15 protein-coding genes are annotated in these 12435 nt (G+C 64.7%); 3 read left to right on the forward strand and 12 right to left on the reverse strand.

Going from position 1 to position 12435, the window contains the following annotated elements; all coding sequences use genetic code 11:
* Position 1: 1 nt before the first annotated feature.
* Positions 2-2314 carry a TonB-dependent receptor gene (locus AC1DT7_RS05935; RefSeq protein WP_478034885.1) on the reverse strand — a complete coding sequence of 771 codons (2313 nt, stop codon included), beginning with the start codon at positions 2312-2314 and terminating at the stop codon, positions 2-4.
* Positions 2315-2432: 118 nt separating this feature from the next.
* On the opposite strand from AC1DT7_RS05935, the gene AC1DT7_RS05940 reads away from it, so the two are divergent.
* Positions 2433-2609: a hypothetical protein gene (locus AC1DT7_RS05940; protein ID WP_478034887.1), complete on the forward strand. Its 177-nt coding sequence runs from the start codon at positions 2433-2435 to the stop codon at positions 2607-2609.
* Between the two features lie 33 nt (positions 2610-2642).
* Entirely contained in the window at positions 2643-3341 is a 699-nt protein-coding gene (locus AC1DT7_RS05945) for an NAD-dependent deacylase (RefSeq protein ID WP_478034888.1), read from the forward strand.
* 36 nt (positions 3342-3377) lie between these two features.
* Here the strand turns inward: AC1DT7_RS05945 and era are convergent, their stop codons facing one another.
* A complete protein-coding gene (era, locus tag AC1DT7_RS05950; protein WP_478034889.1) occupies positions 3378-4274 on the reverse strand; it encodes a GTPase Era in 897 nt (298 codons plus the stop codon).
* Positions 4275-4453: 179 nt separating this feature from the next.
* Between era and AC1DT7_RS05955 the strand changes: the two genes are divergently transcribed.
* Complete coding sequence (locus tag AC1DT7_RS05955; RefSeq protein ID WP_478034890.1) at positions 4454-4852, forward strand: ribosomal maturation YjgA family protein; 399 nt, start codon at positions 4454-4456, stop codon at positions 4850-4852.
* A gap of 123 nt (positions 4853-4975) precedes the next feature.
* Here AC1DT7_RS05955 and rnc read toward each other — a convergent pair whose 3' ends face one another.
* From rnc to AC1DT7_RS06005, 10 genes are all read right to left on the reverse strand, one after another.
* Positions 4976-5662 (reverse strand): ribonuclease III, encoded by a 687-nt coding sequence (rnc, locus tag AC1DT7_RS05960; protein WP_478034892.1) that lies wholly within the window; start codon positions 5660-5662, stop codon positions 4976-4978.
* Entirely contained in the window at positions 5659-6522 is an 864-nt protein-coding gene (lepB, locus tag AC1DT7_RS05965; protein WP_478034986.1) for a signal peptidase I, read from the reverse strand. The genes rnc and lepB overlap by 4 nt, the downstream gene beginning before the upstream one ends.
* A 114-nt stretch (positions 6523-6636) precedes the next feature.
* Positions 6637-6885 carry a hypothetical protein gene (locus AC1DT7_RS05970; RefSeq protein WP_478034894.1) on the reverse strand — a complete coding sequence of 83 codons (249 nt, stop codon included), beginning with the start codon at positions 6883-6885 and terminating at the stop codon, positions 6637-6639.
* Between the two features lie 62 nt (positions 6886-6947).
* Complete coding sequence (locus AC1DT7_RS05975) at positions 6948-7211, reverse strand: hypothetical protein (protein WP_478034896.1); 264 nt, start codon at positions 7209-7211, stop codon at positions 6948-6950.
* 54 nt (positions 7212-7265) lie between these two features.
* Positions 7266-7487, reverse strand: a complete 222-nt coding sequence (locus AC1DT7_RS05980; RefSeq protein ID WP_478034897.1) for a hypothetical protein — start codon at positions 7485-7487, stop codon at positions 7266-7268.
* A 200-nt stretch (positions 7488-7687) separates the two neighbouring features.
* Positions 7688-7954, reverse strand: a complete 267-nt coding sequence (locus AC1DT7_RS05985) for a hypothetical protein (RefSeq protein WP_478034898.1) — start codon at positions 7952-7954, stop codon at positions 7688-7690.
* A gap of 18 nt (positions 7955-7972) precedes the next feature.
* Complete coding sequence (locus tag AC1DT7_RS05990) at positions 7973-8656, reverse strand: hypothetical protein (RefSeq protein WP_478034899.1); 684 nt, start codon at positions 8654-8656, stop codon at positions 7973-7975.
* On the reverse strand, positions 8653-9501 hold the full coding sequence (locus tag AC1DT7_RS05995) for a 4Fe-4S dicluster domain-containing protein (RefSeq protein WP_478034900.1): 849 nt from the start codon (positions 9499-9501) through the stop codon (positions 8653-8655). Before AC1DT7_RS05995 ends, AC1DT7_RS05990 begins: the two co-directional genes overlap by 4 nt.
* Before the next feature lie 241 nt (positions 9502-9742).
* Positions 9743-11050 carry an MFS transporter gene (locus AC1DT7_RS06000; protein WP_478034901.1) on the reverse strand — a complete coding sequence of 436 codons (1308 nt, stop codon included), beginning with the start codon at positions 11048-11050 and terminating at the stop codon, positions 9743-9745.
* On the reverse strand, positions 11047-12432 hold the full coding sequence (locus tag AC1DT7_RS06005) for an amidohydrolase family protein (RefSeq protein WP_478034902.1): 1386 nt from the start codon (positions 12430-12432) through the stop codon (positions 11047-11049). The genes AC1DT7_RS06000 and AC1DT7_RS06005 overlap by 4 nt, the downstream gene beginning before the upstream one ends.
* Between the last annotated feature and the right edge of the window lie 3 nt (positions 12433-12435).

Below are 12435 nucleotides of genomic sequence, written 5' to 3' on the forward strand. Positions count from 1 at the left end.
ATCAGAAAGTCAGCGTGACATCGCCGGTGAAGGACCGGCCGACCTGATAGAAATACTGGTCGAACGGGGTGGTCTTGCCGGTGTTGATATTGGTCACCGCCCGCGAATTGAACAGATCGTCCACCTCGATACCGATCCGGACCGGGCCGATATCGTAGCGCGCCGACAGGATCGCGCTGTTATACCCGTTGCTCCGATAGCTGTTATAGACCGGAAGCGTCTTGCCGACGTTGAGGTCGGTGACGCTCGTCGGGTCGGTGAACCATTGCTGCCCAATATATTTGTCGATCAGCGAGAAGCGGATTGGACCGCTCTTGTAGAGAATGCCGGCGGCGGCGGTCCATTCGGGCGCGTTGGCGACCTGGAGGTTGGGCGAGTCCGGATTCTTCGTCTTCGCATAGTTGCGCGATCCGTTCGCGAACACCGCGATGCCGTGCGGCAGGGCATAGGTGACCTGTCCTTCGAGACCCTTGTACTGGACGGCGCCCTGGTTGATCCAGAGCACGCCGTCAGCGGCATTTGGGGCGTTGATCGAGGCGAACTTGTTGGTGAAGTCGATCTTGTAGGCATCGGCGTCGATCGACAGATTGCCGCCATGATAGACGACGCCCGCCTGATAGTTGGTCGAGCGTTCGGGCTCCACGGTCGAGAGCGACGGGTTGGCGACGTAGAGCACGCCGAGCGACGGGGCGAGGAAGCCGCGCGCATATTGCGCATAGACCGCAAGCCTGTCGTTCACGGCATAATTGACCGTCGCGAAGGGCAGGTTGGCGCCGTAGGTGTCGCTCAGCTTCTGCGGAATCCGGGTCGTCTGGTTGTACAGCGCATCGACCCGGCGGTTGAAGTCGACGTGCTTGAAGCCCGGCGTGATCTTCAGCCCGGCGATCGGCCGCAGCTCCAGCTCGACGAACTCCTCTGTGTGGTTGGTGTGGCTGTTCTGGTCGAACTTGACGTTGGCGGGCGTCGCGACGCCGGTCACCGGATCCTTGACCGCCTTTTCGGCATAGTTCGGATTGCCGGTCAGCAGATCTACATCGCGCTGCTGGCGATAGGTGTTCGACCATTCGATCCACGCACCCGTGGTGATCGCGCCGAAGCCGAAATCGATGCGGGTCTTCGCGATGTCGCCGAACATCCGGTATTTGTTGGTCTTGGTATAGCCGGGCACGCCGGTCGTCTTGGCGCCGCCGGGCGTCAGAACGACCTTGTTGGCGCTGGCGATGTCGGCCGCACTGGCGGTGGCGAACAGCGTCACGTCGCTGCCGCTCAGCGTCTCATTGTCATAGCTGTAGGTATAGGCGCGGTTTTCGAACACCGAATTGGGGGCGATGTTCGCCTCGAACTTCACGATCTCGAAATCGGTGGTCTTGTGGGTGTGGTTGTACCCATAATAGCTCTGCGAGGTCGGGTCGTTGTTCAGGCTGAAATTCTTGCCGAACTGCGCGACCTGCGACAGCGTTGCGCCGTCCTTGTCGGGCTGGCTGAAGCTGTTCTCGTTATAGGTGCCGAGGATCGTCAGCTTCGCGTCCGGGCCGATCGGGATCATCACCTTGCCGAACAGGTTGTTCGATTTGAACGGGCTGAAGGTGCGGGCGCCGTCGGACCCGACATGCTGGCCGCTCAGGACGATCTCCGTCCCGCCCAGCTTGTCGATCACACCGCTTTGCGCGACGCCGCGGAGCATCCAGGTGTTGAAGCTGCCATATGTCGCCTTCGCCTCGATGCCGGCATCCTCGCGCGTGGCGCGGGAGAAGAGGTTGATGTTGCCGCCAAAGGTCGCCTGGCCGAGCTGGCTGGCATTGCCCGGGCCACGATCGACGATCAGCGTCTCGATCGTGTTGGACGGGAAGAAGGTGTTCGAATGGTGCGTGGGGTCGTTGGTGTCGCCGAACGGCACGCCATCATAGGTGATGTTGTATTCGCCGTCCTGGAAGCCGCGGATCTGTGCCTTGGATTCGGACAGGCCTGGGCCGTTGGCATTGCCATAGCCGGAGACGCTGGGGGAGATCAGCGCGATCTGGTTGAAGTCGGCGGTCGCGGGCAGCGAATCCTCGATGAAGGAACGCGAGATGATCGATTGCGGCTGGGTGGTCTGCAACGACGCGGTGACGGGGGCGATCTCGTTCGCGCGTGTCGCGGTCACGACGATGTCGGAGCCTTCTGCCAGGTCGCTTTTCGGTTTCTGGTCGGGCGCGGTATCATCAGCGGAAAGGGACACCGCGGGCGTTTCCGCAAAGGCGGCGGTGGACGGAAGCGAGAGCGCAAGCATGCTCACGCCGAGCAGCAGCTGCTGCGGCCTGGTGGACGTCGACATTGATGTGGTTTTCCCTGACGCCACCCATCGGCGCGGCGCCGGCCTATTCAGGCCATGTGACTCTTTCGCTACCGTAACGTTGCAGATTCGCGTCAAATGCCAACATGACACATTTGTAATGTTTGCACCGCAAACCGGCTGGAGGCGTGGCCCGGCATGGGTGCCCTATTCCTCCCCGGGGGCAGCCACCACCACTGGCAACAGCATCTACGACAACGTGCTGATGGGCATTTACACGGAAGCTGGGGTGTCCGGCGTCCATGGCTATGTCGCGTCGATCAAGTCCCAAGCATAGCCCTTATCGGATACCGGTTCTATCGTGGAGACGATGACCGATATCCGAAACCTGGTGATTCTGACCGGCGCCGGCATCTCCGCCGAAAGCGGCCTTGCCACCTTTCGCGGGCCGGGTGGATTGTGGGAGGGGCACCGCGTCGAGGATGTGTGCACGCCGGAGGCGCTCGCGCACGACCCCGATCTGGTTCACCGTTTCTACGACGCCCGCCGCGCGGCGCTGGCGGCGGTCGAGCCCAATGCGGCGCACCGCGCGCTAGCGCGGCTCGATGCCGAATGGCCGGGTGAACTGCTGATCGTCACCCAGAATGTCGATGACCTGCATGAACGGGCCGGGGCGGTGCGGCTGCTGCACATGCATGGCGAACTGAACTCGGCGCTCTGCGCCGTGTGCGAGGCGCGGACGCCCTGGACTGGCGATCTGCCGCCCGGCACGCGGTGCGACGCCTGTGGTGCGCCGATGATGCGGCCCGACATCGTGTTCTTCGGCGAGATGCCGTACGAGATGGACCGGATCGAGCGTGCACTGTCGGATGCCGATCTGTTCGTCTCGATCGGCACCTCGGGCGCGGTCTATCCCGCGGCCGGCTATGTCCAGACCGCGCGGTACCACGGCGCGAAGACGCTGGAGATGAACCTGGAGCCCTCGGCCGGCAGCGCCTATTTCCACGAGACACGGCTCGGCGCGGCGAGCGAACTGGTGCCGGCGTGGATGGAGACACTGCTCCCTTAGTTCCTCCCCCGGGGAGGAATAGTCAGGGCGGAAGGGTCACTCGACCCAGTCGAGGCCCATCTCGCGGTAGATATCCCGCTCGTCGTCCCAGCCCGGCTTCACTTTGACGTGAAGGTAGAGATGCACCGGCCGGCCCATGATGCTGCTCAGCTCGGCCCGGGCCCGCGCGCCGATCTCCTTGATGCGCGCGCCACCCTTGCCCAGCACGATCGCGCGCTGCGTGGGTCGCTCGACCAGGATCTGCTGGTGGATCTCGACCGATCCGTCCTCGCGCTCCTTATACTGCTCGGTCTCGATCGCGCTGGCATAAGGGAGTTCAGCATGGAGCTGCAGATAGAGCTGCTCGCGCGTCACTTCGGAGGCGAGGCTGCGCTCGGTCGCGTCGGACACCTGATCCTCGGGGAAATGCCATGGTCCTTCGGGCATCGCCTTGGCCAGCACCGTCTTCAGCTCGGGCAGGCCGTCGCCGGTCGAGGCGCTGACGAAGAAGGTCTCGGCGAAATCGACGATACCGTTCAGCTTCTCGGCATGGAGCAGCAGCTTGGCCTTGTCGGCAAGATCGACCTTGTTGAGGATCAGATATTTCGGCTCGGTGCGCGACGCGATCGACTCCGCGATCGGGATCACCTTGGGGCCGAGCCCGCCCTTGGCGTCGACCACCAGCGCGATCACGTCCGCGCCTTCGGTCCCGCCCCAGGCGGCCGAGACCATCGCCCTGTCGAGCCGGCGCTTCGGCTCGAAGATGCCGGGCGTGTCGACCAGCAGCAGCTGGGTCTCACCCTCGATCGCGACGCCCATCAGCCGCGCGCGTGTCGTCTGCGCCTTGGGACTGACGATCGCGACCTTCTGGCCGACCAGTGCGTTGACGAGGGTGGATTTGCCGGCGTTGGGCGCGCCGAGCACGGCGACAAGGCCGCAATGTTGTGCAGTCATAGGATCCTCAGGTGATCAACGTCCCGGCACCGGGCCAGGGCGAACGGGACGCTCCTACACCTTTTGCTCTGGGCTTGTAACCGGATCTTGGCGAGGTGCCGGATGGGGACGCAACGGCTGCACGCGATCCGGTCGGGGCCTCCATCCCTTCTGCATCGGCGCAGGGTAGGGACGTACCCATGACGATCCGACCGCCTTATGCCGCCGCTGCCGCCGCGCTGTTCCTGATCGAGGTCATCATCGCCGTGTTCGTGGATGACGCCGTGGTGCGGCCCTTTGTCGGTGACGGCCTCGCCGTCATTCTGGTCTATTGCGCGCTGCGGGCGATGACGCCGCTGGCCGGGGGCATGGCCCTCGCTCTTGCCCTCGCGACCGCCTTTGCCGTCGAATTCGGGCAACTCTTCGGCGTGCTCGACATGCTCGGGCTGCGCGGCAATCCGGTTGCGCGAATAGTGCTCGGCACCGGTTTCGATCCGATGGATTTCGTCGCCTATGCGGCCGGCGCATCATGCGTCGTCGCGGTGGGGGCGATGTCCTCTTTTTGGCTGCAACACCGCAGACCCAGGCCCGCGCCTTAACCGAAAGTCGCCCATCGTTAACGAATTGGGCTCATGATCACGCAACGTTCGATCCCGGCGACCGACGCGATGCTCTATGGCGCCAAGCAGGAGGGCAAGGACAGGCCGCGCTTGGGATAGGGCTCAGCCCTTCACTTTCTCCAGCAGCGCCGCCGCCGCCGCCGTCTCCGCTTCCTGCTTCGAGCTGCCCGTCGCGGTCGCTTCGGCAAGCGTGCCGACCGAGGCCTTCACGGTGAAGCGCGGCGCATGGTGCGGGCCGGACCGGTCCACCACATCATAAGCGGGCGTGCGCCGGTTGTTCGCCGCGGCCCATTCCTGTAGCGCCGATTTGGGATGCTGCGGTGCCGCCGACCCCTGGGTCTTCACCCGGTCTCCCCATGCCTTGCGGATCGCCGTGCGTGCAGCTTCGAGCCCGGCATCGAGATAGAGCGCGCCGATCAGTGCCTCCATCACGTCGCCGAGCACATTGTCGCTGTCGGCGGCGCCGTCGTCGCGCGCCTGCTTGCCGAGCTTGAGCTGCGCGCTCACCCCGAGATCGCGCGCCACGTCGGCGCAGACCGCGCCGGTCACCAAGGCGTTCAGCCGTTTCGACAGCGCGCCTTCGGGCTCGCCGGGAAAGGTCTCGAACAGCCATTCGGCCATGGCCAGCCCGAGCACCCGGTCACCCAGGAATTCAAGCCGCTCGTAGTTCGCCGCTGCCTGACTGCCATGAGTCAGCGCGCGTTCGAACCCGGCCAGGTCGCGGGGCTTGTGGCCGAAACTTTCCCTGATCCAGTCGGAGAGCTCGCTCTCGACTTTCTGGGCGCTCAAAAGCCTTCCCCGATCCTCGACCAGCGCGCCGCGGTGACCCAGGTCCAGGGCAGGAACCAGTTGGCGTTGCCGTCGGTGGAGAAGAAGGTGACGACTGCCTTGCCCTCGATATGGTCCATCGGGACATAACCCATGCCCGCCGGCGGATCGAAACGGCTGTCGCCGCTGTCGTCGCGATTGTCGCCCATCACGAACACGGTGCCCGTTGGCACCGAATAGACCTGGGTCTCGTCGGCCGAGACATTTTCGCCACGGTCGAGCACCATGTAGGACTTGCCGTTCGGCAGTGTCTCGCGGAACTGCTGGTACCGGCAGATCGGCTTGCCGTCGGCGCCATTGTCCAGGAATTCGGACGGGCATTCGCTGCCGGCCGGATAATTGGGGGTGATCGGCAGGGTGAAGTCGGCCACGCGTTCCTTGGGAATGGCGGTCCCGTTCAGGATGAGCTGGCCGTGGCGCATCTGGATCGTGTCGCCGGGCAGGCCGATCACGCGCTTGATCACGTCATGGTCGCCGGTCGGCGCGCGGAACACGACGACGTCGCCCCGCGCCGGATCGCGGCCGAAGACGCGGCCGGGGATCAGCGGCAGGCTCAGCGGCAGCGAGTGGCGTGAATAGCCGTAATTCCATTTCGATACGAACAGATAATCGCCGATGTAGAGCCGCGGCAGCATCGATTGCGACGGGATGTTGAACGGCGACAGGATGAAGCTGCGGAAGATCAGCACCGCCAGGATGAGCTTCACCAGGAAGAAGATCGTGTCGCGCGTCTCCGACCGCGGCTTGGCCGTCTTGATGGTCGCGCCGGGCTGGGGCGCGGCGGCTGAGTCGGATGCGGGCATGTCGTCGGTATCGGGCATGCGTGGCGGTTTGGGGTTGCGGGCGCGGGGCGTCAAGCCGGCCCGTTGCGCGCCAGTGCCCGAACAGGCGGAATCACGTCATGGCCGGGCTACGGGACGCGGGCGCGATTGGAGCTACCGGCCGGGCTGGTCCTCGATATTGATGCTTTCGTAGAGCTCCAATAGCCGGTCGGTCTCGGCGATGACGTCTTTCTGCTCCGACAGCCAGCGCTGGGTGGCGTCGGCCATCACCGCACCCTCATGCCCGTCATGCAAGGTGGCGCCGCGTTCGATCAGCCATACCATGTCGCGCGCGCGTGTGCGTTGCAGGCGGAGATGCGTCATCCACTGCTCGACGGTATCCGACGGTATCGATCGGTTCATGAATTACTCCGATATGCCGGGCTGGCCGTCATGTCCTGGTCATCGAGGCGTTGCCGCCCCGTTCATTTTCCACCGGCGGAGAAGCCGCGATCGGGATTCTCGCTGAACGAGCGGTCGCACGCGGATGGCTCGGACCCGCACCCGGTCGCTTCTTCGACAATCGCCCGAGACAGGCGGGATTCCCGCCGCTCGGCAAGAGCCGCTTCCTTGCCCCAGGCAAGTGCTGCGGCGGAGGCGACCGCCTTGACGTTGTCGAGAGTGGACGCGGCACCGCGCGATCGTTGCAGTGATTCCTGGGTGCGGCAGAAAAGGGCGCTTGGCTGCATGGCTGTTCCTTCGAAAGGAGAGGATGGGGATCGTCGGCGCTCGCCGTGCCCGGCTTAGAGGAAGCGGGCGGCGGCCCAGGGCGTGCGTACCACCGGACCCTTGATGACGCGCGACCCGAATGCCTTGGCGACAAGGGCGGTTCCATCCATGTTCACGAAGACCACCCGCGTGCCGCTGGGCTGGAGCGCCTCGATGGCGCTGATGGCGGCGGAGTGTTTGGCGGCCATCGCCACGACTTCGTCGTGCGTTGCGTCGATATTGATTGCACGAGACATGCGAAGCTTCCCCAAAAAGGCCGGGCCATTACCCGGAGGACATGGGGCCCCAGCCGGAGCGGGAGCATGAAGCATCTCTCAGTCGCCCCCATGCTCGTGACGAAGCAGGCGATAGACCGAATATGGGGCCACTAGTTTCATTTACAAGTTGCGGTAGCGTAACGACTTTTCCGCCGGGGACTTTAGCGGCATGTCGCCGGTCAGCGTGCCGAGCCCACGCGCTGCACGAACCGTTCGGCGACCGACATGCGGATCGGCTTGCCGTCGCGCATCTTGACCCAGGTGTTCACGCTGATGCCGAACGTCTCCATCACGCAATCGGCGGTCTGGGCGCGCAGGCGGTTGCGGGCATTACGCACCAGATCGGGATGGACGTAGCAGAGCTGCGCCCGGCCCGAGCGTCCGGCGGGGATTACGCCTGGCGAGGAAGGGGTATCGGGCCGATGGTCGATTGCTGACATGCTCACAAGATATGCTCCGTAGGGCTAGAAAATCTTTCCGCGCGCCTCTTCGATGATCCGCTTGGCGCGCACGGGGTTGAAGATGCCGCACGAACAGAAGCGGCTGAGCGATGCCGTCGCCTTGTCGGGCGAGAGGCGGTTCTCCTTGACCATGTCGATCATCTTCTTGGCGAGCGACTGGCTGATCATGCCGTGGCCGCACATGGTCGACAGCGACAGGACGTGCCGGTTCGGCGCATTGTCCTGGATGCCCTCGAAACCCAGCGAATAGCCGACGCTGTGCCGCGTGATGCCGGCCGCCTTGCAGCAGCCGAGCGCGTTGGCGATCGAGGAGGAGATGTTGATGCTGAGGCCCAGATCCTCCGCGACGATGCGCGTCACGAACGCCTCCGCATCCTCCTTCGTGGCGAACACCGCGGAGAAGGTCGTCGGATCCCCGGCGCCGTCGATCACCTGCTGGAAATCGGGCTTGGTCGGGCGTTTGGCGAAATGCTCGAGCGCATGGGTGTGCTCGGTCGGACGGGTCGCGCCGCCGTGCATCGCATCGCCGATGTTCACCGGATTATATTCCATCGCGATTTCGAGGAAGCGCTTGAGCGCCGGCTTCGGATCGCCCTTTTGCGCGCCTCCCTTGGCCGGCAGCGCGAAGATCACATAATCGTCCTTGAAGCTCTCGGCAGTGCCATAACGGTGCAGGGTGTTGGTCATGCTGTCACTGCCTCCTTGGCCGGGGCTTCATGGGAGAGCTCGCGGATCTGCAGCTTGCCCAGGCCGAGATTGGTCTTGGCGCGCTTCAGCGTGTAGCCGAGGCTCTCCAGGATCGGGGCGACGACGCGCTCCTCGCCATCCTCGTCGCAGCGCGTGCCGACGCCGAGCACCACGATGGTGTCGATCTTCTTCTCGACAGCCCAGACGGTGCGCACGATCTCCTCGGTGCGCTCCACCGGCACGGTGATCTCGAGGATCGCCGACAGCACCTTTTCGTTCAGGATGTCGTCGCGGATCTTGCCGGTTTCGACATCACTCATCATCGCGGTGACCGGATTCTTCGGCTGGATCTTCACGCCCAGGGCAGCGAGCGCCATGCTCATTTCCTGGATCTGGTGGAAACGCACGCCCACCCCCGGCCGGCCGAATTCGATGGTGAAGCCGACCATGCCGACCGCGATGCGGTTGGAGATCTCGTTGGTCTTCACCTCCTCGGTGCCGCGGCCGGTGACGCCGGTCGATTCATGCGGCACGCGCGGATCGGAAAAGGCGCGGCGCACGACGCGCGGCCAACTGAGCTCGTCGGGCAGCAGCGCGTCGGTCGGGCAGATATCGGGATCCGGCTCGAACCGGAGCCACAGCTTGGACATCATGCGGCGCGTGAAGCGAACCGTCCTGGGCGGCAGGTGCTCCTTGCTCAGCCCGTTATAGCAGGCATAGCATTCGACACATTCGTCGCTGTTGACGGTCGCCTTGCGTGTCTTCGGGTCGATATAGATCGCCCCCATCGTGCAGGCGTAGGTGCAATTGCCGCACCCGACGCATTTCGTTTCGTCGATCTTCATACCTGCCTGACCTCCCCAGACTGCCGGTGGGGAAAATGCCCTTCCCCTGCCGGCCTTACCCATCGCGTCGAAGCGGGTACTCCCCACTCACCGGTGGCAGCCCGTGCCGCCGCCGGTCCGGCTTCCGGGCTTATTGCATACTAAAATACCCGTTTGTATGCATCAAGCCATTGGCTGATCGAGTCAATGGTCTTGATGGTCGATTCCGGGCAAACCTTTCACCTTGCGAGACGAAAACCCGTCATGCGGGGATCGGCTCACCCGAGTAGAGGGGCGTCGATGCATCGATCCGCAGGAACAGCAGCGCGGCGGCGAAACACAGCACCGCCAGCACGAAGAAAGCCGGGTTCCAGCCCGCATAGGTGACGATATAGCCGGTCGCGAAGGACGCGATCGCGCCGCCGATATTGCCGCAGCTGTTCATCACCGCCGAGACCGATCCGGCATAATTGCCGCCGATATCGAGCGTCACCGCCCAGGACACGCCGACCGTCAGCTCCAGCCCGAACACCGCGAGGCAGAACCAGGCGACGCTGGTCATGGGATCGGCCGACAGCACCGCCATCGGGATGGTCGCCGCCGCGATCAGGAAGCCGACCATGGCGACGAGCCGCCGCGACATGGTGAGGTTGCCCGACCGATGCGCCATGCGATCGGAGATCCAGCCGCCGGCGACGTCCCCCGCCACGCCGGCCATCAGCGGCAGGCTGGCGTACAGGCCCATCCTGGTCAGGTTGAAGGAATGCACTTCCTTCAGATAGGTCGGGAACCAGGTGAGGAAGATGCCGATGCTGTAGGCATAGCAGAAATACATCGCCGACAGCGTCCAGATCTGGCTGTTGCCCAGCAGCTTCGACCACGGCACCCTGACCGCGCGGCTCGGCTTCGGGGCCGATCCGAGCGCGTCGGTGATCAGCGCCAGCTCCGCCGCATTGACGCTTTTATGCTCGCTCGGCAGGTCGCGGTAGAAGAGAAACCACGATGCGGCCCAGACCAGCCCGACGCACGCGAACACGAAGAAGGGCGCGCGCCAGCCGAAATCGGCGATCAGCAGCACGACGAACACCGGCGTCACCGCCCCGCCGAGCCGCGCGCCGGCATGGGTGACACCTTGGGCGAAGCCGCGCTCCGCGGGCAGCATCCAGCGCGACAGCGACCGGGTCGCGATCGGGAAGGCGCCCGCTTCGCCCGCGCCGAACAGCGCGCGTGCGACGAGCATCGACCCCGCCGACCAGGTCATCGCGGTCAGCGCCGTGAAGCTCGACCACCACACCACGATCCAGGTCAGCGCCCGGCGTGGGCCGAAGCGGTCGCCCAGCCAGCCGCCGGGAATCTGGAACAGGGCATAGGTGATCTGGAAGGTGCTGAAGATCCACCCCATGGTGATCGCGGTGAAGCCGAATTCCTGCTGGATCGACGGCGCCGCGGTCGAGATGACCACCCGGTCCATATAGGTGATCATATAGGCGAGGACGGTCATCCACAGCACGGCGTGGCGGACCCGTGTCGGCCGCCGCGCCGGTGCGGCGTCGTTGGCACCCATGGTCATTGGGTGACCGAGCGTACCTTGCGGCCGGCGATATAGACCGAGTCGATCTTGCGGGTGTTCCTGATGTCCTTCAGCGGATCGGCGTCGAGCACGACGAAGTCGGCCCATTTGGCCCGTTCCAGCGTGCCCAGGTCCTTCGCGCCCAGAACTTCGGCGCCATATTCGGTCGCCGCCTGGATCGCCTGGCCCGGCGTGAAGCCATCCCTGACCATCAGCTCCATTTCCCAATGGCCCGAATAGCCGGCGACGCGGCCGGGAGGGCCGGAGTCGGTGCCGAGGCCGTAATGCACGCCGGCCGCCGATTCACGCTTCAGGTTCGCCATCGCCATGTCGAAGAAAGCGGGCAGCTTGGGGAAGGTGGGCGAGGACGACACCGTCTTCTGCCGTTCCGGGCTGGCCAGCATCTTCAGCGCCTCCGGCGACAGCGATTGCTGGAAGAAGGGATCGTTGAGCTGCGGTGCGGGCGCGCCATAGGCGAACATCGCTGCTTCGCGGCTGAGCGTCGCCGCGACCTGGACGATGCCCTTCTCCTTCATCAGCTTCGTCAGCTCGGCATCGATCGGCTTGTCGCGCACGCTGTGGACGAAGCCGTCGATGCCCTGATTGGCGAGGCGCCTGGCGTCTTCCAGATAGAAGATATGGGCGAAGGCCTTCAGCCCGTTGCGGTGCGCCGCGTCGATCACCGCCTTGCTGATCTCGGGCGGCATCTTCGGCATGGTCGCCAGCTCGTCGTCGAGCCAGAACTTGATGTAATCGGCGCCCTTGGCCGCCTGGGCGTCGACCTCGATCGTCGCTTCCTTGGCGTTGCTGACGGGGCGGTTGATGCCCGGCACGCCGCCATAGCCGCCGCGGAACACGATGCCCTGGCCGGCGGTGAACAGCCGGGTCATGGTCGGGCGGCCGGCACGCTCCGCATTGCGCACGGCGAAGACCGAATCCTTGTCCGTGCCCATCACCGCCACGGTGGTGAAACCGTAGGAGGCGTAGGTCTTCAGGTCCGCCTCGACATTCTCGGTCGTGTAGAACTTCTCGTCCTGGGTCAGGTCATGCACGTTGCCCATATGGATATGGGTGTCGATCAGGCCGGGGATGACATATTTGCCGGTCAGGTCCACCGCATCGGCAGCGGCCGGCGCCTGGCCCGACGGGCCGACCCACAGGATGCGCCCGTCCTCGACCACCATCGCCGAATTCGGTGCGGGCGTGCCGCCACGGCCGTCGATCAGGGTGAAGTTCTTCACCACCAGCGTTTCCGCCAGCGCGGGCAGGGTGGCGAACAGGCATATCGCGCCGGCGCTCGCTGCCAGCAGGCGGACGGTCAGCCGTGACTTGCGCCTGCGCCCTGCGGCGGTGTGGTTTTTCGACGAGAAGGCGTTCCCCATAAT

The sequence above is a fragment of the Sphingomonas sp. P3_C6 genome, assembly GCF_056402595.1.